We start from the raw sequence: 24,035 nt of genomic DNA on the forward strand, positions 1-24,035 counted from the left end.
GGGAAGCTTGATTGTATCTACTCATGTTATTTGTCCTCTTTGACTTCGCTAAAAATCAAGGGAGCATTTAACATGGGTAGAACTACAGGCAAAGCCTCACTGAATGATAACCACCTACTGAAGTAGGTGGTTTAGGGCTGAAAATAAAAATGGCCTCTTGATGAGGCCATTTTTTATTGTTTATCCATTGGGGACTGCGAGTAGTCGATTCGATTATCTTGCTCATCAGCCTGCGGCGTTTCCTCTACGTTAAGTGACTCAGGTTTCGCCACCGTGTCATTGGATTCTAACGTAGATAGAATCGGAGCCGAGCCCTGTTCATTAATCGGAATCGCTCGTTTATACAGTTTGTTTAGCGCTTTGATAATAGAGTGTTTGTTTACTTTATTCTCTCGAATCTTCTTAATCATAGGTTTAGCAAGACTCTGTAGACCAACAACAGTATCGACACCTATGTTCAGCGCCACCTGATCACGCAACGCTCGCGCTGGATCATGACCAAGCTGGCTAGCAAGGAACAACCAAATATAAGCAATCGCATTTCCATTGGGACGTTGATCCATCCATGTCTCGCCAGCCTTATACATGGCTTCCAAGTGACCTTTTTCTGCCGCGCGTTCCAACCAATAAACGCCTAAATTGAAGTTACTTGCAACACCGTAACCTCGTATGTAGTTCATTCCCAACTTCATACGGCCTTCATTGCTTTTCAATTCAGCCGCTCGACGATAGTAGCCCGTTGAACGAGATCGACTCTTTTGTGGGTTACTGTCAGCAAGGCACCAATCACCGAGAAACAACATGGAACCAATATGGTTTTGCTGTGCAGCGGATTCCAATATGTCTACCGCTTTTGGTCGATTCTCTTCGGTACCTCGCCCATAAAACAGCGACTGAGCCATTTCATATTTATGCTCTAAGCTACCTTCACTCGCGGCGATACAAATTTGCCAAAATTTAGACTGCTCACGAAGAATCACGTCTTGCTTCATTTTATTGCTAATGCGCACAACGCCGTACATGCCTGTTACGCTGTCCAGTTTCGCGGCTTTGGTGTACCAGTAGATCGCTTCTTTCGTCCGAGTCCGTTCAGCCTCTTTCGCCAAATAAAGAATCGTAGGGATATGTCCTCCCTCAGCCCTCATTATCCGCTCTTCGTGTTCCTGCTTTCGATGCTTATCCATCGCTTTACGATGAGCAACTTCGCGTTCTCTACGTTCTTGTTCTAAGCGTTTCTTGCGGATGGACAAAGCGAGCATCCACATAAACATGCCTAGTAACAAAAGCCCGGTCGCACCAATCGCGATCCCAATAATATTCATTTAGTCTTCTTTGTTGTCTTTATATTTATAATAAACACTGTATCGGCAGTGAGCTCAATTATTTGAACTTTACCATCATACCTGAATAACTAAATACTCGCATAAAGTACCTTGGCGTAAAGCATTTCATTTGCATCACAACGTGATACGTGTCGCTATTAACCCAGTTGCTACTACCTTAGTTTTAGCCTTGAAATTTTCATTCGTTGAACCTCCTTTTTGGTGTTTTTTTATACTAAGCAAACGAATACAAGCTAAGATCTCTACACCTAAACTGACCAATTCGAGAAAAATTGACCAAAAACAATAGCAGAAGGTAGAAACTTATTTTATAATGCGAATTAATGTTTCAGGGCATCATAAATTCCAATATTAGGGGCACAAAATGAGACTTATCCCGTTAAACAAAGCAGCACAAGTCGGTAAGTGGGCAGCAGCACACATCGTGAAACGCATCAACGATTTCAAACCAACAGCTGAGCGTCCATTCGTATTAGGCCTACCAACTGGTGGCACTCCTCTTGCGACATATAAAGCACTTATCGAACTTTACAACGCTGGTGAAGTAAGCTTTAAGCACGTTGTTACATTTAATATGGATGAGTACATTGGTATCCCTGCCGATCACCCAGAGTCTTACCGCTCTTTCATGTACAACAACTTCTTTAACCACATCGATATCCAAGACGAAAACATCAACCTGCTTGATGGCAACGCTGCGGATAACGAAGCAGAGTGCAAGCGCTACGAAGACAAGATCAAGTCTTACGGCCGTATCAACCTATTCATGGGTGGCGTGGGTAACGATGGTCACATTGCCTTTAACGAACCTGCATCTTCTCTCTCTTCACGCACACGTATAAAAACGCTAACTGAAGATACCCGTATTGCAAACTCGCGCTTCTTTGATGGCGATATCAACCAAGTACCTAAGTACGCACTTACTATCGGCGTAGGTACACTGCTAGATTCAGAAGAGATCATGATTCTTGTTACTGGCCACAACAAAGCACTAGCACTTGAAGCAGCAGTTGAAGGTTGTGTTAACCACCTATGGACAGTATCTGCTCTACAGCTACACCCTAAATCGGTGATTGTTTGTGACGAGCCAGCAACTCAAGAACTAAAAGTGAAAACAGTGAAATACTTCACTGAACTAGAAGCTGAAAACATTAAAGGTTTCTAACGCATTTTTCATGCTGTGACTAACACAAAAAATCCGAGCATAGCTCGGATTTTTTATTAGTGTTGATTAGCTCTCGGGAAACTCACCTTTCGCACCTAGATCGGCACTTGCGGTCCAATGCTCATTTGGGTCAAAGGTTTCATCACACAAGTCTATCGAATTGCCCGTTTTGCTTCTGGGGTTGTTTAGCGGAGAAAAAGCCGTGACAACACTTTTACAGCCAGTCCTCGATACTTCAATATAATCAGATTACGGGGTAACCATGTTGGCGTAGAGAGTACGGTTTTCGCCTTGGAGAAAGTCCTGAAGCCTTCCTCCCCATGATATTGGCCAATACCTGACTCACCAATGCCACCAAAGGGGGCATCATCAGCCGCAACATGAAGTAGCGTATCGTTAATTGCCACTCCACCGCTATGTGTCTGCTCGATAACTTGCTGTTGAAGCACCTTATCGTTAGACATCAGATAGAGAGCGAGGGGGCGAGGTCTTGCATTGATAAAGGCAAAGACTTCGCTTAAATGGCGATAACCGATCACAGGCAGTATGGGACCAAAAATTTCCTCCTGCATCACCAGCATCTCTGGTGTCACACCGGTGACCAATTGAGGCAACATCTGATGCTTCTCTAACTCAACACCATCAATCGAGTGTACGGATGCCCCTAAATTTTTTGCATCTTGAACATAGCTTTGTAAACGTAACCATTGCGTCTCATTGATGATTTGTGTTGCCGAATCCAATCGACCTTTGCGGACATAGAGCTGAGAATATCTCTCCAGATAGCACTCGATAAACGAGAGTTCTTTCCCTTGAGGCACCATTACATAGTCTGGAGCGACACAGATTTGCCCAGCGTTAATCGATTTACCTAAAATGACAGCATCGACCGCTTTACTCATATCTGCATCATCGGCAATTATTGCGGGAGATTTTCCTCCCAGTTCTAATGTCACCGGTGTCAAATTACGAGCGGCTGAAGCTGCAACCAATTTACCGACCTTGGTTGAGCCAGTAAAAATAAGGTGATCAAACGGCAGAGACGAAAAGTACTGAGCAATATCAGCGCCACCTTCTACTGGTCGAACGTATTCACCAAACTGAGCAAAAATCTCACTTAACACTTGATTGGTATGCGGCGTGTGTTCACTTAGCTTAACTAACACTCGGTTACCTGCCGCCAAAGCAGTGATAATTGGTGCAATACTTAGCACGATAGGAAAATTCCACGGCACTATTACACCAACAACACCAAGAGGCTGGTATTCGACACGCACTTTTGAAGGCATTAGCAGCAAGCCTGAATGACGTTTACTTGGTTTAAGCCATTTTTTAAGATACCGAATCGTATAGTTAATGTGTCCAACTGCAGGTAACAGGTCACAAATTAACGAATCAAAATCACTGCGATAGCCATAATCTTGATGTAAGGCATCAACCAGAGCTCGCTTGTTGTTGAGTAACTCTGACTTGATACTCTTTAGAATGTCCAGCCTTTGCTCAAGTTCTGGATAAGGGTTGGTAGAGTAATGCGCTTGAACTTCCGCAAACAGGTGCTGCAGTTCCTGCTCCGTTTTGACATGTTCCTTATGCCAACGATTAAGGTCTACGACTTTTTCCATATTAGTAGCCAACAGGTATTATCATGATTTCTGGCTTAATATTAGTCAGTTTTGACCATAATGTCCCGTACTGCAGCACTTTTTTGCCTTATCAACATTGAGTCATTGGTGAGAAAACAAGCAGCATCACGGAACTCTTCGTGGGGGTCAGGAGCATGTTCATCGTAATGCTGCTTAAACTTAACTAACTACCACTCATGCGAGTAGCGATAACAGCGCAAGTCTCTCTATCGTCCTTGAGCAACGGTTCAATCGCTGCTGATAAAACGCCAATAGAGGTCCAGCCTCTGATTCATGGTTCATAGATATCCCTCTCGGTTGACCCATTAAGTTTGCTGCTTAATAGGGAAAACAAAAAGAGCTTATATTTAGTTTATTTTTTCCTATTAATACTCAAGAACAGCAAATAAAATCAAATATCTGTGGATTACAGACTAAATAGGGAACAAAATAACCATACAAATTGCTTGTTATCTTGTTTGAGAGCCACTTGTGTCCGATCTGAACCTACTTCGCTACTACCAGCGCCTGACGCCCCTTGGCGTCGGCGTCGAAATCAAAACCGCTTTGCCTGCGATAGCAGAGGCTCTATACACCAGTCCTAGGCATGCACGAAATCTCCTGAATAATATGCAGCAGCTAACTTGGTTAACTTGGGCACCTAAAGTTGGTCGAAATCAACGTTCGACATTGATTCTTAATCTCTCAGTAGACGAACTCAAAAATCAGTTGGCGATAAAAAGAATATTGGCAGGAAAATATGAGAAGGCTCTGGCAATACTAGATGACGATCAAACTGCCTTCGGTCGACTGCTGCAAAGCACCTCTGGAGCATCGTTTCGTCAAGGGCAGTTACATATCCAGCTCACCTACAAACGTCCATTTGAACGATTGGTTCCTCATCAGTTACAACGCTCAAGTGAACGTTACTTATTGCGACAAATATACTGTTGTTTAGTCGCGAGTACCGCTGACGGGGTACTAGAACCGCAACTGGCTCATCACTGGCAATACAACGAGCAGACACTGGAATGGTCTTTTTATCTCAGACCTAGCCTCACTTTCCACAACGGAACGCCGATTGATGGAAAAACCGTCGTTGAGCTGTTTAATAAACTCAGACAACTTGAAGACTACCGTAGCGAGTTGAGCCATTTAGAGAGTGTGTCCTGTGCTGGGAACAACAAAATCGTATTTAAGCTGACTACTCCAGATCAGGGATTCGGTGGTTTAGTTTCCGGTGTAAAATACTCTATCCAACCGAGCGAACAGGTCAATAACGCTACCAATAAAATGATTATCGGTTCCGGCCCTTTTGAAGTGATCGAACACTCTGATGCTCGTCTAAGTTTACAAGCATTCGAGCGCTACTACGCATGCCGTGCACTTACAGATAATGTCACGATATGGCATCTGGATGAGAGCGAACTGTCCAATAAACAGATACAAACCAATCAGCCCGGAGCGCAATCTGATCAGCATTGTAACTACTACGTATCCCATGCAGTGAGCCAAACCGTAGAAAGGGATGTAAAACAGAGCCGTACAGAAGACGGATGCATGTTTATTCTCTTCAACCAATGTGCTGATACAGTGCTTAACGATAGCCAGCGTCGCTTCCTTTCTAGCTATCTAACGCCAGATAAAGTGCACGACTATCTCAAGCAAAGCGAGCGTTTATTCGGCTGCGAAATCGCACATAACTTACTGCCTATGTGGCACAAAATTACACGCCCAGCGACGGCTGAAGTGGCTTTACCAGATAAGCTCACCATCGCTATCTATGATTACAGCTCATTGAAAAATTGTGCCTTGGCCATTCAACACTTACTCAAACTGAAAGGTATTGAGGTCACTATTAACACCTATAGTTACCGCCAACTAACGGCACTTTCTACGTCAGGTCAACTTTCTGAATCCATCATAGTGACCAACATTAACCTTGACGACAACCGACATGCGTCAGCCTTTAACAGCTTGTACCATAACCCCATTATTCAGCGTTGCATTGGAGAACAATCAAAACGTTGGTTAGTCGAAAGCCTGAACGAACTTCGTTGTCAAACGGCGTTAGATGAGTACCTAAACGCACTCGAACCTATCGCATCAGCCCTCATCAACCAATACTGGCTATCACCGCTCTTCCACCATCGCCAAACATTACGTTTTCAGGGGGTTTTGAAAGATGTGGCGCTAACAAACTGGGGCTGGCCAGATATAAAAAATGTTTGGTCCGCAGACTAATCCGAAAACGCCGGATCACAACACAAAAGAATCTCTGCCGATTGACTAAAATCACTTGTCTAGTAGACAAACTGATGTAAGTTAACGGTTCTGTCTTGCCTAAGAGCACAAACTACAAACCTTAATTATGCAAAAGCCAAACATTAGATTTGTTGCCGCCGATATGGATGGCACACTCCTTGATGAAAATAGCCAACTAAACCCAAAATTTTACGATATATACCAACAGCTTGAAGATAAAGAGATCATCTTTGCCGCAGCATCAGGCCGTCAGTATTACAGCCTGATAGAAACCTTCGCTCCAATCAAAGATCGTATGATGTTCATCGCTGAAAACGGCACTTTGGTCATGCATCAAGGTCAGGAGCTTTACAGCTGTGAGATAGACAAACCATCTATAGCCGCCATCATTAAGCAAGCTCGAGCTATTTCAGGAGCGCACATCGTGCTGTGTGGGAAGCAATCGGCCTATATTGAAACCAACGATCCCCGCGCACTAGAAGAGTTCGCAAAATACTATCACCGCTGCCAGTATGTTCCCGATCTGCTGCTTGTTGATGACGACTTTATCAAAGTGGCAATTTGTCATTTCGACGGAACGGAAGAGTTGGTATTTCCAACCTTCGACCAAGCATTCGGCAACAGCCACCAAGTCGTTGTCAGTGCAAAAATCTGGCTGGATGTGATGAATGCACAAGCATCGAAAGGGGCTGCGATTGAACACTTACAGCAAACCCTAGGCTTTACTCACCAGCAAACCATGAGTTTTGGTGATTACCTCAATGACCTAGAGATGCTAGAAGCCAGCTACCATTCTTACGCAATGGACAACGCGCATCCTAGAATCAAGCAAATTGCCCGCTTTGCAGCACCATCTAACCGTGAGGCTGGTGTATTAACGGTTATACAACGTGAGCTGCTTGACTAAGCGAGTCTTGGTAAAGCTCCAGTGGTAAGCCATCCGGATCGTTGAAGAAGGTAAATGATTTACCAGTAAATTCATCTATCCGGATCGGTTCACATTCAACACCCTGTGCCGCTAGGTAATCGACGTAACCCTCTACCGATTCGACCCGAAACGCCAAATGTCTGAGTCCCTGAGCTTCTGGTCTCGAAGGCCTTGACGGTGGATTTGGAAATGAAAATAACTCAATTTGACTACCGTCTGGCAAAGCAAGATCAAGCTTATAAGAGTTTCGTTCTGCGCGATAGTTTTCCGCAATCACGGCCAATTTGAGTACATCGACATAAAACTGTTTAGATCTTTGGTAATCAGAGCAGATGATGGAACAGCTCGGCTACTCCTATTTTGCGACGGTGGAAACCCCTACAGTTGAACAAGACTATATCTATTCCAAACCCGTTGTCGCTATTGCGTCAAAATACCCCATCACTCAGGTTAATCCAGTCAGTCCTATCAGCGAAATTGCATTGGATTATCAGACCCAGATTCCGAGTTTTAGCCGTCAGCCGGTTCAAACCAATATCCACGTGCCGGAGATTGGAGACATCGCAGTCTACGTCTGCCATCTAAAATCGCAGCGTGCGACGGAAAGCCGCTCTCCTGAACGAGATCTGCCCTTAGTCGGTCGCTGGCTTTCCAGTCAGCAGCGAGGTTGGGAAGCGCTGATGCTTCGCCTGTTTATGCAACGCGAGTATCAGCACAGCCCTCGACCAACGGTGTTGTTAGGTGACTTTAATCAAGCCATATCCAGTGATATTACTGGGCTGCTCACAGAGCAAGTTGAGCAACCAGACAGCGCTCTGACACTTGAAGATAGCTGGCAACTGTTCAACTTAACCCGTCCCAATGCAGAACGAAAAGCCACGCACTACCACTTTGCCAACGGCAATGTACTCGACTACATTCTTTTGTCACAGGAGTTTCAACCTCACAGTCCCTACTCTCTTGCAGACGTAACGGACTATTTGGTCCTAGACAAGCATCTAACCAACCCACACTTCGAGCTTGATAAGCAGGCCAGCGATCACGCCTTTGTCGCCACAACGGTCAGGTTTATCCTTTAGCCCCCCTCTCCTACGAGCGTATATCGCTGCGTAACACCGCTCTCATTAACAAAATCATCATCGTGACTAACCAGAATGAAAGCGCCCTGATAGCTTCGTAACGCCTCAGCCAGCAACTGTTTTGAGTCTAAATCGAGATGGTTATCTGGTTCATCAAGTAACAATATTGGCGATAGAGGCTGGTGACTGGCGATCAACATGGCCAATTTCATCTTTTCACCACCACTGAGCAAACTGGCCTGTCGATAGACAGTGTCACGACGGAAACCAATACCTGCCAGTAAGGTTCGTGCATCACTTTCAATTATCCCAGAGCAATACTCCATTAGGTTGTCCAATATCGAGTGTGATTCGTTGATCAAACCAAAATGCTGATCCAAATAACAGACCGGATGATTGATCTTTAACTCCCCCGACTCTAGACAAATATCGCCCCGCAGGACCTTCAGCAAGGTCGATTTGCCACTGCCATTGCCACCACAAAGATGCAGTCGACTATTCCCTTCAAGGATCAGATTGATCGTCTCTCGGCTGCCGAAAGGCAGTATGCCACTGACAATATTGAGTCGCTTTGCTCGGCTAGCTTCGCCTTGTTCAAGATAGATCTTTTGCGGCGTTATTTGCTCATAACGACCGCTCAGAGCATGATGTTTCTGTGCCAGCATCGTCCTCCGGTTGTTGTCATTTTTTAACCGATTGGACAGTGATGCCGTCGCGCTGTCTTTCATACCGTCCAATATCAGTTTTGACTGACTGCCCGACTTACGTAATTTATTGCCTTGCGCCTCTCTTTGCTGGGCTTTTTCATGGTTTCTCTGAGCCTGAACTTCGAGCTTTTTCTGCTCTCCTCGTACCGCTTCAATCTGACGTTCAAGCGCGTTACGCTCTCGTTGTTTCTGCTCAGAATAGACATCATAATTGCCACCATACTGAACCAACCCCAACTGGCTCAGTTCCCAAATTTGATCCATCTGGCGCAATAATTGTCTGTCATGACTAATGAGCAAAATATGCCCCGAAAATTGTGCCATTTTCTCAATCAGCCAAGCCTTGGCTTCTCCATCAAGATGGTTCGACGGCTCATCCAGCACCAAAAGATCAACCTCGCTATTAAACAGTCGCCACAATTGGAGTCGTGCCAACTGTCCACCACTGAGCTTACTACAAGGAAAATTCACCTCGCGTGGCAACCCCAACTCCGCCAGTTGCTGACTTAGTCTCTGCTTAATCGTCCAGTCATCAGCGAGCATTTCAAACCACTTGTCATCACAATCGCCCTTTTCAATATGTTGTAAGGCTGTGATTTTATCTGTGACCCCTAAATAGTCTGCTACGGTTGTTGAGTTCATAAGCCATTGCGACGGCTGTTGACTATAAGTATCGTGTGTCGCATTAATCACAACACTCCCTGATGTTGGCCGATGTTTTTTGGTCAACATACCCGCTAGGAGTGACTTACCCACCCCATTTCGACCGACCAGACCAACCCTTTTATCGGACAATGAACATGAAATGTCACTAAAAAGACGATCACCGTTGTCAAACTGGTAACTGATTTTATTTGCTTGTATTACTGGCATACTTTGCCTCCTGAGCAACAGGATTAGGCGTAGCAAAGTTTGGATAGATCGATCCCGATAATGCTAAGGAACCTTATATTCAATTGTGTTTAGAGAAGTATGCTTGAGAATAAGCAGTGACGAGCTACGCCGACTAACCCTGTGAAATCCGAAAATAATGTAAACAGTGGATAACAGGTGTTAGTTATTCATATTGGCGTAATCTCCTAAAGAAATGATGGCGCGATTATAGAACACTTTTTGCTCACTGAGCAACCACAAGCGTGCACAGTTGCACAGCAGACTAAGGCTAGGCCGCTGTGCATTGGGCGAGCACCGTTAACTGGGTCGCCGTTACTTTCAATCGAGTTGCTTGATAGAAATGCGATTTTTAAACTCAAAGACCTTCTCCGCGCAAACATCGATGCAACGGCCACAACTGATACAGTTTTGATCCATCACTCGGCGATCCCCTTCTTTTAATGGCTGACGTAATACATCTGGTTCAGGGCAAACGTAATAACAATCCATGCACTTGGTACACTGTTCCCGCTTGACCGCCACGACACGCAATAAGCTTTTTCGGCCAATCGAGCCATAAGTTGCACCAAGCGGGCAAAGATGACCACACCAACCATGTTCAACTAACAGAAGATCGAGTACGAAAACCAAGCCAATCAAGACCCAACCCGCACCAAAACCGAACACCAGACCACGATGCAAAGCGGCGACAGGGTCAATCCAGGCCCAAAGTACGCTGCCCGAAAGTGCACTGCCAATAAGTAATACTGGGATCAACCAGTAACGAATGGTCGATGACCAGCGAAAGCTGGATTTAAGATTCAGCTTACGGCGCAAAAAAGCGGCGAAGTCGGTCACTATGTTCAAAGGGCAGACCCAGCCACAAAATGCACGTGGACTCAAAGCCGCATAAAAAGCGACCACAACCAAAACGCCGATTAAGGCGGTTGCCTCAGGTAAATGACCGGCAGCTATCGTCTGCATCATGATGAGTGGATCACTCATTGGCACCACGTCAAATAAAATGCTGGATGACAGGTTTCCTTTGAGCACTCCTAGAGTAGACCCCGCCATAAACAGAGCCACAATAAGCAGTTGGCAACATCGACGCAGAATTAAAAAGCGGTGAGCTTGCCACCAGCCAAGTTTTCGTACAGCTTCTTTACCGGCGTTCTTTGCTAGGTTCTTAGCCATTACAACTTACCCCCCAAGGTTTCGAGGGCTTCGTTTGGCACCTCGGGCGCACTGTTTTCAAGTGTTTTGTTGATCTCTTCCCATCCCAATTGGTAGTGAGCTCCCATCTTGCCTTTTGCCAGTTCAGTGGGAATGATCTTGATTGCAGCAATCTCAGTGACGCAAGCTTCTTCGCATTTTCCGCAGCCTGTACATTTGTCTGAATGAACGGTTGGAATCAACTTGGCATGATAACCGGTTCGTTCATTGCGCACGTGTTCAAGCGTTATCGCCTCATCAACAAGCGGGCAAACTCGATAGCAGACATCGCAACGTAAACCTTGCCAGTTGAGGCAACTTTCGTGGTCAATGAGTACCGCGGTACCCATTCTTGCATCATCGATGTTGGTCAAATTAGGATCGAGGGCACCCGTCGGACAAACCGGCACACAAGGAATGTCTTCACACATCTCACATGGAATGCTACGAGCGGTAAAATAGGGTGTTCCTGACTCTACAGGAGATAACAGAGTGGCCAGTTTCAATGTGTCATAAGGGCAAGCCTGAACACACAATCCACAGCGAACACACGCTTTTTCAAACTCACCCTTTGGCAAAGCACCTGGCGGACGAATCGGAACACCTGTACCATCTCTTGCCTGACTTTGCATTGACTGCAACCCCAATACACTTGCCGCAGCCCCAACACCGGCTGCTGTCCGAACAGCATCACGCAAAAACCGACGTCGGCTCTCTGATGTTTTTGATTTAAACCCACTCATGATTCACTTCCTCACACCAGCGGTTTAGCTAGGCTCAACTCTCTTCGTAACCACAGCAATCCTGAAGATAATAGCTGCATTTTCAACACAGTTCGTAGGGTTATATATAACCCTAAAGGGGTGTATCAAACATCTATTGATAAGAATCAACTAACTGAGGAGAGCGACAGCGCATATTGATCAATTAGCACGGAAGCACAATGATGACTTTTGTTCAAAAAAAACGCCACACAACGCGTTTTTGTCACACGTTGTTTCCTTGCTAGGTGTTATCCTTATAAAATGCAAGGCTTTAAAAATTACGCTGTGAGGGTCTTATGATAGAAATCGTAATTGACGGAAAGTTCCGGATTGTGGAAGAGGGTTCTACTCTTCTGGAAGCAGCAAAAGTGTGTGGCGTCGACATACCTTCATTGTGTGGATTAAACAAATCCAAGGCCAAGGTGCCTTGCGACCTGTGTGTCGTCGAAGTGGAAAGTGGCGGCACTCAACGGTCGTGCGAACTCAAAGTTTATCGCGGTCTCAACGTAAAAACCCAATCAGAGCAGCTCAGTGCTCACCGGCGTAAAGCGCTTAACACCATAATGCAAGACCACTATGCTGACTGCGAAGCGCCATGCAAAACCGCTTGTCCTGCTGGTGTCGATATTCAATCTTATCTCTACTTCATTGCCCAGAACGACCATCAAAAAGCGATTGAGGTCATCAAACGCACCCTGCCAATGCCACTCTCTATTGGCCGTGTGTGCCCTGCTTTCTGTGAGAGTGAATGTCGCCGCTCTTTGGTCGACGACTCGATTGCAATCCGCCAACTAAAACGACATGCCGCAGATGCAGACCTTGCTGCGCAAGAATCCTATGTACCAGAGAAAAAACTAGCCAAAGGACTCTCTATTGCTGTGGTGGGCAGTGGCCCTGGCGGTTTGACTGCTGGCTACTATCTCTCCAATGAAGGCTATGATGTGACGGTGTTTGAGTCGATGCCAAAGGCGGGCGGATGGTTGCGCTACGGGATCCCAGAATACCGATTGCCAAAAGCAATCTTAGATAAAGAGATCGAACTCATGTGCCGCAACGGCATGCAGATTCAAACCCGTAAAAAACTCGGCGTCGATTTTACCTTATCTCAGCTAAGCGACGAGTATGATGCAGTCTGTTTGGCTGTTGGTGCGTCATTGGCGGTTGAGATGAACTATCCGGGCAGTGACTTAGCAGGCTGTTATCTCGGCGTCGACTACCTGAAAGATTATGTCACAGAACAACACTACACTACCGGGAATAAGGTCGCGGTCATCGGTGGGGGTAACACCGCGATTGACTGTGCGCGAACCGCTCGCAGAACGGGGGCTGAGACCACGATTATCTACCGCCGAACTCGTGAAGAGATGCCCGCTGAAGAGTATGAAATCGAAGAGGCTGAACACGAAGGCGTACAATTTCTGTTCTTAACGAATCCAGCTCAAAATATTGCAGGCTCAGATGGACGAGTAGAAAAAGTCCAGTTGGAACGTATGGCATTAGGCGCGCCCGATTCGTCTGGCCGCCGGAGACCAGAGGCGACAGGAGAGTTTTTCACCCAAGAATTTGACACCGTAATCGCCGCTGTATCGCAAAAACCGGACTTAAGTTTCCTCGACGACGATTCACTTTCAATCCCACTAACGCGCTGGAATACTTCTCAGTCTGACGACCAAACCATGCACACTGGCACGGGCAATATCTTTAGCATAGGTGATTTTCGGCGTGGGCCTGCAACCGCGGTTGAAGCGGTTGGTGACGGTCGAATAGCAGCCAAAGCCATCGACCTATTTCTCAATGGTGATATGGCTGACATGCCAAAACCTGCCTTTAACTCACGCAAAGAAGAAAAGCTCGCTCAGGTCGATCCTCTCCACTTTGAAAACTTGCAGAAAGTCGCGCGCAGCATTATGCCCGAGCTGACACCCGCTCAACGTGAGCAAAGCTTTGATGAGGTCGAACTCGGTTTTGACAATGATGAAGCAATGAAAGAGGCGGCTCGTTGCCTAGAGTGCGGCTGCCAAGCCAATACCAGCTGTGATTTGCGGGATTACTCAACCGAATATGGTGCGCAACAGAACTTTTCGTTGCCAGTTGAAGTAAAAACACACCAAGACTGGCTCAATCTCCGTCACAAAGACACACGACATAAGTTTACAGTTGATCGTAGTTCAGAGTTTATCGAGTTTGATGCCAACCGATGTATCAGTTGTGGTCAATGTATTCAGGCATGCAGTGAACAAGCGGTGCATGGCATTCTCAACTTTGTTCACGACCAAAATGGTCGTCCCGCACTGAGACCAGATGACAGACCGCACTTCGGTTCCAGCCGCCATGGTCGAATCTTGATGGGGGACTCGAACTGCGTTCAATGTGGTGCTTGTATTCAGGCCTGTCCGACGGGCGCTATGGTTGACAGTCGAGATCGCTCACAGGGTCGCGAAGAGTCGCTCAAACATGTCGACACCATTTGTACCTACTGTGGGGTGGGGTGCAAGTTAACCATGCATGTTGACGAGAAAGCCAACCGAATTCGCCGCATAACCGGTGCCAATTCTCCAGTGAACCAAGGCATGCTCTGTGTCAAAGGACGTTTTGGTTTCGATTTCATCGGTGATCAAGCTCGCTTAACGACGCCGCTTATCCGTAAAGACGGATGGTTACAACCCGCAAGCTGGGATGAAGCTATTACTCTGATTGCCAGTAAATTTACCGCTCTCAAGCAAGATTTTGGTGGCAATGCACTGGCAGGATTCTCATCAGCCAAAACCACCAACGAAGACAATTATGCCTTCCAGAAATTTATTCGTCGCGAACTAGGGACAAACAACGTTGATCACTGTGCTCGTCTCTGCCATGCGTCGAGTGTCACCGGACTAGAAGCCTCGCTCGGTAGTGGCGCGATGACCAACGACATTCCAAGTATCAAACACTCAGATGTTATTTTTATTATCGGTTCAGACACCACCTCTGCTCATCCGATTATCGCTTCCCATATCAAGCAAGCTATCCGCCACCACGGCGCTCGTCTGATCGTTGCCGATCCCAAACGTATCGATATGGCCGATCATGCTCAGCTCTATCTCGCGCATCGCCCAGGGACAGATGTCATGCTGCTTAACGGCATCATGCAGCAAATCATCAAAAATGGTTGGTACGACCAAGAGTATATAGAAGAACGTGTTGATGGCTTTGATACCTTGCTTCAAGAAGTGATGTCACCTGCTTATGCTCTGGATAAAGTTGAGCTAGTGACAGGCGTCAGCGGTGAAGACATTTTTGCTATGGCGAGAATGATAGGAACAGCCAAACGAACCGCTGTTTACTACTCGATGGGGATTACACAACACACCACAGGCCATGACAACGTTCGCTCTATCGCCAACTTGCAGCTACTGTGCGGCAACATCGGTATTGAAGGCGGCGGTATTAACCCACTCCGTGGTCAGTCTAACGTACAAGGAGCCTGTGACATGGGCGCGCTGCCCAACAACTACCCAGGGTATCAGAAAGTCTACAACCCAATGATTCGTCAGAAATTCTCGATCGAATGGAATGCAACTCATCTACCTTCTGAACCGGGGTTAACTCTCACTGAAATCATTGATGGTGCATGCCAGCGTACGGTTCGAGGTCTCTATATCATGGGGGAAAACCCTGTCCTTAGTGACCCAAATCAAGCGCATGTTATCGAAGGTTTGGAGGCACTGGATTTCTTGGTTGTTCAAGACATCTTCTTAACAGAAACCGCTCACTACGCGGATGTGGTTCTACCTTCATGCTCATTTGCGGAAAAATCAGGCCACTTTACCAACACTGAACGTCGCGTACAGCGTATCAATGCTGCCGTCAAAGCACCAGGAGAAGCCAAAGAGGATTGGTGGATCATCCAACAAATTGCTAACGCGATGGGAAGTGACTGGCACTATCAACACGTCTCTGACATTACCGCCGAGATTGCACGTGTTACCCCTCAATATGCCGGACTGCGCTGGGATGCGATTACCCCTGAAGGCGTTCAATGGCCGAGCAACAAAAACAATCCGAATGGTACTCGCATTATGCATCAGACACAGTTCACTCGCGGCAAAGGTCAGATGGTAGGCGTACCATTCCGCTATGCGGCAGAATTGCCTGACGAGGAGTTTCCATTGGTGCTTACCACGGGACGTGTTCTAGAACAGTTCCATACCGGTACCATGACGCGTAAAACCAAAGGGTTAGATAATCTCGCGGGGCCACGTGCCATGATCAGTGTTCAGGATGCAGAAGCATTAGGTATTTCTAACGGTCAGCGACTTAAAGTCTCGACCCGTCGAGGAGAGATTGAGATAGATGCATTCGTGACAAAACGTATCCAAAAAGGCGTTATCTTTATTCCTTTCCATTTTGTTGAGTCGCCAGTCAATAGACTTACGACCACAGCAACCGACCCCCATGCCAAGATACCAGAATTCAAAGTCGCGGCAGTGAAAGTGGAACCCCTGCCTTTTGAGGCCGCTGTTTAAAGGTTGATAAAGAGAATAAAGCCAACTCACTTGAGTTGGCTTTATTCTTGCCCCTTGAGCTACTGTATTGATTTTCCTATCAGAACCGATACAATCCCCTCGCTATATTAGCAAACGTTTAATTTATTCTCAGGGCGGGGCGAAATTCCCCACCGGCGGTATTCCCCTAGCCAATTTTGACATTGGGGTGAGCCCGCGAGCGCTCGATACGTCGAGGTCAGCAGATCTGGTGAAAACCCAGAGCCGACGGTTATAGTCCGGATGAGAGAGAATGAAAACACACCACGCTAGCCCTTGCTGCTGTGGTGCATTTCGTTTTGGCTGTGACTTTTAATGTCGCAGTACTCATGCATGCCCTGATTCTGGTGATATTTAGGAGTTAACCATGAATCAGTCATCACTACTAGCCGAATTCGGCGACCCAATCACACGCGTTGAACAAGCACTCATTGCCCTCAAACAAGGCCGAGGTGTACTGCTGCTTGACGATGAAGACCGTGAAAATGAAGGCGATATTATCTATTCCGTCGAATCTCTTACCACTGCACAAATGGCATTGATGATTCGCGAGTGTAGCGGGATTGTCTGTCTTTGCCTGCCAGAAGAGCAAGCGGATCGTTTAGAGCTAACCCCAATGGTCAGCAATAACAACAGTGCCAACCAAACCGCCTTCACGGTTTCAATCGAAGCAAAAGTCGGTGTCACCACTGGCGTTTCTGCTCAAGATCGCGTAACGACGATTAAAACGGCTGCAAACCCTCTGGCAAAACCATCGGATTTGGCACGTCCAGGCCATGTGTTCCCTCTGCGTGCACGCAAAGGTGGCGTTTTGGTCCGTCGTGGACACACAGAAGGTACTATTGACTTGATGCAAATGGCAGGGCTCCAGCCTGCTGGTGTGCTTTGCGAAGTCACCAATCCTGATGGAACAATGGCCAAAACAGCCGAGATCGTTGCCTTTGGTAAACTGCATGGTATGCCTGTTCTGACCATCGAAGATATGGTGATGTACCGCCAACAGTTCGACCTAAAGCTTGCATAAAATCTGATTGCCAAGCCCATCGTTTGGGCTTGGCTTACAAAAGTCTTATCGCCAAAACCCTCAGCCGCTATCTTTTCTAAAATCAGTCATATTTCGCATCTCTATACTTCTAGGACTAAACTTTTATCTTAGTGATATCTCAAAGGATAGAGGGTCGAATGGACGAGGAACAAAACTCAAACGATGATTTGCTGGTCATTATTGAAGATGAGCCAGATACGCTTGACACAACGTCTCCGAAACTAACTTGGCGAGTACTGATCGTTGACGATGATCCTGATCTCCATCATGCGACGACGTTATCCCTAAAAGACATCATCATCGAAAACCGCCCAATCGAGTTCCTTCACGCCTATTCCGCTGCGGAAGCAGAACAGGTACTGAGTCATGAAACGGATATCGGTGTGATACTGCTTGATGTCGTCATGGAAACCGACCGCGCAGGGCTTGAGTTGGTCGAAACCATTAGAGAAAAACTGCATTTAAGCGCGTTAAGGATCATTCTTCGTACAGGTCAGCCAGGCTATGCTCCTGAAATGGAGACCATTCAGCGTTATGACATCAACGACTATCGCACCAAGCCTGAACTGACTCGAATCCGCCTTTTTACCATTCTGACCAGCGCCATCAGAGCCTATCAACAGATTTGTAATCAACATACCATGCGCCAAGGCTTAGAGAAGGTGGTCAAAGCGAGCACTGAACTCGCCCACTATCATGGCATGCGTATGTTTGCAGAGGGGGCAGTAAAACAGATCAGTGCCATCATTCAGATAGAACCCGATGGCTTAATTTGCGTTCAGGAAAGTCTATCGGATTGCGCTTCATCTTCCGCGCAGATCATCGCAGCAGCTGGCCGCTACCAACCGTATGTTCAGTCTCCAATAGAGCAACTGGACTCACACAACATCCGCGACCGAATCCTAACTTGCCTTGAAAAACGTGAAAATCAACTTGAAGATGGGCTAACTCTCTATTTTTCCACAGAACATGGCAGAAAATTGGCCGCTTATGTGGATGTGAATCGCCCTTTAGAAAGTGTGGATCAGCATCTTCTCGAAGTGTTGTGCGCGAATCTATCGGTTGGTTTTGACAATGTCTTGCTTTATAACCGTCTTGAGCAGCAAGCATTCACCGATCCTCTACTCAACATACCCAACCTAAACAGCCTATTGCAGTATCAACTTTCCTCCTCTCAATCGGAGCATTCACAAGTCATGGCTCTGATTGACATTGATGACTTTTCCGTTTTCAACGACAGTTTCGGTCACAAACTAGGAGATGATCTACTCATCGCAGTTTCCGAACGACTTAGCCACGCTTTTCCAAACTGTTTTCTATCAAGAGTTGGCAGCGATGTATTCGCCATCATTGGTTCGCAAAAAGATGTCACCGACTTGACCATCAGCAACGTTTTCCAATGTAACTTCACGGTTGATGACCAACCTTTCAAGGTCATGGCAAGCATCGGGCTGGTTGAACTCTGCCAAGGCGAAGAACTCTCCGAACGTTACAAAGATACCCAAGTCGCGCTGAAACAGGCCAAAATGCATCATCGCGGTGCTGCCATGACCTTTTCACAGAACATGGGGCAAAATGCTCGCGACAGGATGCAACTTCTTATCGAACTTAAACAGGCACTGGAAGAGAATGCCCTTTTTCTGATGTATCAGCCAAAGTACAACCTCAACACACTCGAGTTAACTGGCATCGAGGCCTTGCTTCGCTGGCGCAATAAACATGGTGATCTTGTTCCACCGGATCAGTTTATTCCCCTCGCAGAACAGTCTGGGATGATGGTGAATATTGGCGCGTTTGTTATCGAACGAGCCTGTCAACAGTTTAACCAACTGCTCAATAGTGTCGGCACTCAGATAACCTTGGCGATCAACATATCTCCAACCCAACTTGATGAGCCAGAGTTCGTCCATCTACTCGAATCCAGTCTCAAACAGCATGCCATTGCACCGCAGCAAATTGAGTTAGAAATCACGGAAACCATTGCTGCTAAAAACCTATCTGCATTGTGCGACGTGCTTAATCAAGTGCGTGAGTTGGGTTGTAAGATCGCAATAGACGATTTTGGCACAGGTTTCTCTTCACTCAGTATTCTGCATAAATTACCCGCAACACGTCTGAAAATAGATCGTTCATTTGTCGATGCGATGGAAGAAGATTGCAGCATCGCGAAGATGATCGTCAACCTCGGTCAAACGTTAGGTTTGCAGATCACAGCGGAAGGGATTGAGACCTCTTTTCAACACGACAAACTGAAAGCATTTCACTGTGAAGAAGGGCAAGGATGGTTGTTTGCCAAAGCGATGGAAATGGAACAGTTGATAACCTTCGTCTCTCAACCGGACGACAAACAATAAGTGAGCCAGCGATGAATAATCCGGACATCCCACCAGCATCCAACTCTGGTCAATCAACTGACGATGCTATTGCCAGAGTTCACACTCGATCCGCAGCCTTGATTCGTCGTTATCGCGCTATGATTTACGGTGGCCTGATTCTGATTGTACTGCTCACTCTAGGCAACACGTTTTATCTTAGTAACCAGCTCAAATCACAGCTCCTCACACAACAGACGCAAAAAGGAATGGAGTCAATGCTGTCTCTCAACAAGACACTCTCTGTTTCTCTTAACCATATCGACCGCATGCGTGGAACACTGGAAACCGCCTATTTGTATCCCGAGCTTATCCCCCGAGATGGCGCTCTTGAGTACCTCAAGCAGATAACTCAAGACTCGCCTCAAAACGCGCCGTGGGAAAACTTGCCCCCAGACGTGAGACTTAAATTGGGGCAACTTTTTGTTCGCTCAAATCCTAGAGATTACACCTTCGACGTCAGTGCATTGCTCACAATGACCAGCGAAGTCGTTTCAACCCATCAGCAATACAGTGATTTTCAGTGGAGCTATTATTACGATGCCAATGAAGTACTGACTTACCTCTATCCTTGGTTAAGCTACCGTGATCTTATGGCAGCGACAGAAACCGACAATATGGACGACACCCTGGATATCATCTTTCAGGCCGGAGGAACCTTTCCACTTAAACTCATTAACCCTAGATCAAACCCGACGAAGCAGAAAGTTTGGACAACGCCCTATATGGATGCGGGGGGAAAAGGCATGATGGTTTCACTGCTGGCTCCTGTTTATCACAAAGAGGACTTTATTGGTGCTGTCGGTACGGATATCACTCTTTCCGTCCTAGATAAAATTCTCACTAAACGAACGCTCGACCTCGGTCGTTTAGTGATTGTCGATGACAAAGGCTTAGTAATTGGCGACAGTGATGGAGCCTTGACAGACAAAACAGAGAGTCAGTCTCAACACGGAATTCTGACGTTGATGTCCATTGGCGAAGCCCATCGAGTGATCCATGGCGAGTTGCAAAACGTCTCCGATGGTTATTGGGTCTCTTTCATACTACCCGACACTCCTTGGCGACTCGTTTTAGAACTGACCAACAGCGAAATAAACCAATATGTCTTCGATAGTCTGTTACCCAACTTAATGCTCGCCTCAACCTTTACTGCGCTCTTGTTGTTCGTCGTACTCTACCAGCATTGGAACTTTAGTCAGCCAGCACTGCGCTTAGCGCAATTCGTTGAAGATTTGCCCAGTCAAGAGACCCCTGTTATTCCAGATGTACCTTCTCGCTGGCAAAATTGGTTTAAACGCGCCGCAAACAGGGAACAGGATCGACGCCGCTACTTAGAAACCATCGAGCAACAAACACAAGATCTCGAACGTCGAGTGAATGAACGAACCATAGAACTGGAGCATACGCTGGAAACCTTGAAGGCGACTCAAGAAGAGTTAGTCCGTTCAGAAAAACTCTCAGGGCTTGGTTCTCTGGTCGCTGGTGTCGCCCATGAACTCAATACTCCTATTGGCAATGCAATGATCGTCGCCAGCAGCCTAAAAGATTTTAATCAACAATTTGTCGAATCCATTCAGCAGGGATTAAGACGTTCAGCACTCGATAGCTATATCAGCAAAAGTACCGAGTCATCCGAAAGTATCGAGCGCAACTTGCGCAGAGCTTCTGAACTGATTTCCAGTTTCAAGCAAGTGGCAGTTGACCAATCGAGTTATCAAAGACGCGTGTTTGATTTGCAAGAGATCGCTCATGAACTAAAAGTTACTATGCTGCCAAGCCTTTCACGTCAACAAATACAGCTCGAAACCGAATGTGAAGAATCAATTAAAATGGACAGCTATCCCGGTCCTCTGACACAGGTTCTGATGAACCTACTCTCAAACGCTTTGGTTCATGCATTCTCAGATCAAGAGCATAGGATGATAACCATTCGCTGCCATTCTGAAGGTCACAATGCCATTATCACAGTTACCGACAATGGCCATGGCATAGCGATTGAGCATCAAAGCAAAATCTTTGACCCTTTCTTTACTACCCGTTTGGGTCAAGGTGGGTCAGGTCTGGGGCTAAATATCGTCTACAACCTTGTGACCGGACTACTTAACGGCAATATTCAAGTGAGCAGTGAACCGGGAAAAGGCAGTTGTTTTACACTAACGCTACCGCTCAATGCACCAAAAAGTGATACTCTCGAGTCCTAAGTTCAATCACCCATTGTGCCTTACACTTATGAAGAGAATTGTTGAGTTAATTACGCAAGATCCTATCAGGGTTGAAGCGTTACGGTGTGCCGAAACGTTAGATCTTCCAGACTGGTATCTGGCTGCTGGTTTTGTTCGCAACCTAGTGTGGGATGCTTTACATGGACTGAGTGAAGCAACACCACTCAATGACGTCGACCTGATCTATTTCGATCCCTTAGAAACACAAAGCCATCAGAGTCAGCGATACCAACAGCAGCTAACCAACATGATGCCCGAACTCAATTGGCAAGTGAGAAATCAGGCCTTAATGCACATCCGAAATGGCGATCAGGCATATACCAGCAGCCTTGATGCGATGAGTTACTGGCCTGAAAAAGAGACAGCGATAGGTATCAGGTTAGATAAAGAGCAACGCTATCAATGTGCCGCGGCATTTGGTTATCAGTCGCTGTTTGAGCTCAAACTCACTCACAATCCCAAGCGATGTAAAACCGTATTTGACCAGCGAGTATCAAGAAAAGGTTGGTTGAATCGCTGGCCAAAACTGACCGTGGTTAGTGACTAGAAATCGATGGAACCGTTGTTGGTAAGACGGTTTGTTGCTGACGGACTTTGTAGGTAAACAACCACAACAGAATCACAGCTACAATCACACCTGCAAATGAGACATATAAGGTCGAATAGTAGTTATACAACTCTCCCACAACGCCGACAGAGAGACTGGCCAGCAGCATACTGATACTCAACGTGCTTGAGAACAAGGTCGAAGCAGTTCCCAAACGATCACGCATCATATCCTGCAATACAACCATTCCGAGCGTCGCACATACGCCGATAAAGAAGCCATTTAAAATTTGCGCCGCCAGCATAGTGACAAAGGTTTGGCTTGTTAACATCACCATATAGAACACAATTCCCGTCGCCACACCCAGCATCATCAACTTAATCGTACCGACCTTTTGCGCCAAACGTCCCGCCCATAGCATCACTGGGATCTCACACAATGCCGCCGCACCAAATAGAAAACCAAGCCAGTTTCCATCGACTTTCAGCTCCTGAGAAAGATATAGCGGCATACTCGTGATATAGAGGTTGTTCGCCGCAAAGGCGAATACCATCGCAACACAATAGAGCGCAACCAGTTGGTTAACACCTCGGCTGGATGGTTTATCTTGCGATGATTCACCAGAAGGCGCAGTAACTTCACAAGATGGCAATGAGGTTGTGATCACCAGAATGGCAATGGAAACGATCGATGCTGAGACCATAAACGCCGCGCTGAAACCGAAGCTCGCTTTGAGCATAAAGGCAGCAGGAGGGCCAAATACCCAAGCGATGGCGATACCAGCACGCATCGTTGACAGAAACGTCGTACTATCTTCGACATTCTTGTCCGCATACTCTCTTCCCATCGCAAACAGCTGACCAAATGAGGCACCGCTAACACTACCAAACACCGTTGCTATAGTGACTGCCAGCCAATAATCACGAACAAAAACAAAGCTCAGCACAGTGATCAGATAACAAGATAACGCGACGATAAGAATCGTTTTACGCTGCCAGTTTTTATCCGACTGAGTCGCAATCAACTGTGAGACAATCACAGAGCTTACTACCGCAAGCACCATGTACATGCTCAGCATCATTGGGGATGCGCCTAACTGCTCAACGATAAACAAGCTTGATAGCGGATAAAAGAACGCACCGCACAAGCCTGAAACGAACGCTGTAAAAATAAACAATATTGCCGTTTTGTCTCGATACATACCCAAACGCTCCTATAGCCAACCACTCATATTGAATGGCGTTAGTCTATACAAAGTTATCGAGATTCAATGATGGTATTCGAGCCACATCTAATACAAATCCTTCAACAATAGTTATATCTTTGACAGAAAAACAACACATCGATTACTCTAACTGCCGTTAT

Annotated in this window: 16 protein-coding genes and 1 riboswitch; of the genes, 9 read left to right on the forward strand and 7 right to left on the reverse strand. The window is 46.5% G+C overall.

Features of this window, described 5'->3' with window-relative positions:
* Positions 1-173 precede the first annotated feature (173 nt).
* A complete protein-coding gene (locus QTN95_RS08700; RefSeq protein ID WP_331417189.1) occupies positions 174-1,322 on the reverse strand; it encodes a tetratricopeptide repeat protein in 1,149 nt (382 codons plus the stop codon).
* A 385-nt stretch (positions 1,323-1,707) separates the two neighbouring features.
* Between QTN95_RS08700 and nagB the strand changes: the two genes are divergently transcribed.
* The gene (gene nagB / locus QTN95_RS08705; protein ID WP_269375152.1) at positions 1,708-2,508 is read left to right on the forward strand and encodes a glucosamine-6-phosphate deaminase; all 801 of its coding nucleotides are present in this window, start codon (positions 1,708-1,710) and stop codon (positions 2,506-2,508) included.
* Positions 2,509-2,693: 185 nt separating this feature from the next.
* Here the strand turns inward: nagB and QTN95_RS08710 are convergent, their stop codons facing one another.
* Complete coding sequence (locus tag QTN95_RS08710; RefSeq protein WP_331417190.1) at positions 2,694-4,130, reverse strand: coniferyl aldehyde dehydrogenase; 1,437 nt, start codon at positions 4,128-4,130, stop codon at positions 2,694-2,696.
* 492 nt (positions 4,131-4,622) lie between these two features.
* Here QTN95_RS08710 and QTN95_RS08715 point away from each other — a divergent pair, with 492 nt between their 5' ends.
* Positions 4,623-6,374 carry an SgrR family transcriptional regulator gene (locus QTN95_RS08715; RefSeq protein WP_331417191.1) on the forward strand — a complete coding sequence of 584 codons (1,752 nt, stop codon included), beginning with the start codon at positions 4,623-4,625 and terminating at the stop codon, positions 6,372-6,374.
* Positions 6,375-6,501: 127 nt separating this feature from the next.
* Positions 6,502-7,302 (forward strand): Cof-type HAD-IIB family hydrolase, encoded by an 801-nt coding sequence (locus QTN95_RS08720; RefSeq protein ID WP_331417192.1) that lies wholly within the window; start codon positions 6,502-6,504, stop codon positions 7,300-7,302.
* Here QTN95_RS08720 and gloA2 read toward each other — a convergent pair.
* Positions 7,277-7,660, reverse strand: coding sequence for an SMU1112c/YaeR family gloxylase I-like metalloprotein (gene gloA2, locus QTN95_RS08725; protein WP_331417249.1), 384 nt, complete (start codon positions 7,658-7,660; stop codon positions 7,277-7,279). The two genes, QTN95_RS08720 and gloA2, sit on opposite strands and share 26 nt — an antisense overlap.
* On the opposite strand from gloA2, the gene QTN95_RS08730 reads away from it, so the two are divergent.
* Positions 7,656-8,402, forward strand: coding sequence for an endonuclease/exonuclease/phosphatase family protein (locus tag QTN95_RS08730; protein ID WP_331417193.1), 747 nt, complete (start codon positions 7,656-7,658; stop codon positions 8,400-8,402). The two genes, gloA2 and QTN95_RS08730, sit on opposite strands and share 5 nt — an antisense overlap.
* On the opposite strand, the gene QTN95_RS08735 is transcribed toward QTN95_RS08730, so the two are convergent.
* From QTN95_RS08735 to napG, 3 genes are all read right to left on the reverse strand, one after another.
* Positions 8,399-9,982, reverse strand: a complete 1,584-nt coding sequence (locus tag QTN95_RS08735; protein ID WP_138970853.1) for an ATP-binding cassette domain-containing protein — start codon at positions 9,980-9,982, stop codon at positions 8,399-8,401. The genes QTN95_RS08730 and QTN95_RS08735 overlap by 4 nt on opposite strands.
* 339 nt (positions 9,983-10,321) lie before the next feature.
* Entirely contained in the window at positions 10,322-11,176 is an 855-nt protein-coding gene (gene napH / locus QTN95_RS08740; RefSeq protein WP_331417194.1) for a quinol dehydrogenase ferredoxin subunit NapH, read from the reverse strand.
* Complete coding sequence (gene napG / locus QTN95_RS08745) at positions 11,176-11,937, reverse strand: ferredoxin-type protein NapG (RefSeq protein WP_331417195.1); 762 nt, start codon at positions 11,935-11,937, stop codon at positions 11,176-11,178. The genes napH and napG overlap by 1 nt, the downstream gene beginning before the upstream one ends.
* 317 nt (positions 11,938-12,254) lie before the next feature.
* On the opposite strand from napG, the gene fdhF reads away from it, so the two are divergent.
* From fdhF to QTN95_RS08770, 5 genes are all read left to right on the forward strand, one after another.
* Positions 12,255-16,463, forward strand: a complete 4,209-nt coding sequence (gene fdhF, locus QTN95_RS08750; RefSeq protein WP_331417196.1) for a formate dehydrogenase subunit alpha — start codon at positions 12,255-12,257, stop codon at positions 16,461-16,463.
* 121 nt (positions 16,464-16,584) lie between these two features.
* A riboswitch (FMN riboswitch) is annotated at positions 16,585-16,740 on the forward strand.
* A gap of 108 nt (positions 16,741-16,848) precedes the next feature.
* Positions 16,849-17,505, forward strand: coding sequence for a 3,4-dihydroxy-2-butanone-4-phosphate synthase (ribB, locus tag QTN95_RS08755; protein WP_331417197.1), 657 nt, complete (start codon positions 16,849-16,851; stop codon positions 17,503-17,505).
* 158 nt (positions 17,506-17,663) lie between these two features.
* Positions 17,664-19,880, forward strand: a complete 2,217-nt coding sequence (locus tag QTN95_RS08760; protein ID WP_331417198.1) for a GGDEF/EAL domain-containing response regulator — start codon at positions 17,664-17,666, stop codon at positions 19,878-19,880.
* 11 nt (positions 19,881-19,891) lie between these two features.
* A complete protein-coding gene (locus QTN95_RS08765; protein ID WP_331417199.1) occupies positions 19,892-22,102 on the forward strand; it encodes an ATP-binding protein in 2,211 nt (736 codons plus the stop codon).
* A gap of 28 nt (positions 22,103-22,130) precedes the next feature.
* Positions 22,131-22,670, forward strand: coding sequence for a nucleotidyltransferase family protein (locus QTN95_RS08770; RefSeq protein WP_331417200.1), 540 nt, complete (start codon positions 22,131-22,133; stop codon positions 22,668-22,670).
* Here QTN95_RS08770 and QTN95_RS08775 read toward each other — a convergent pair.
* Positions 22,660-23,871 (reverse strand): sugar efflux transporter, encoded by a 1,212-nt coding sequence (locus QTN95_RS08775; RefSeq protein WP_331417201.1) that lies wholly within the window; start codon positions 23,869-23,871, stop codon positions 22,660-22,662. The genes QTN95_RS08770 and QTN95_RS08775 overlap by 11 nt on opposite strands.
* Between the last annotated feature and the right edge of the window lie 164 nt (positions 23,872-24,035).

The organism is Vibrio sp. M260112, from assembly GCF_036533775.1.
Taxonomy (GTDB): domain Bacteria; phylum Pseudomonadota; class Gammaproteobacteria; order Enterobacterales; family Vibrionaceae; genus Vibrio.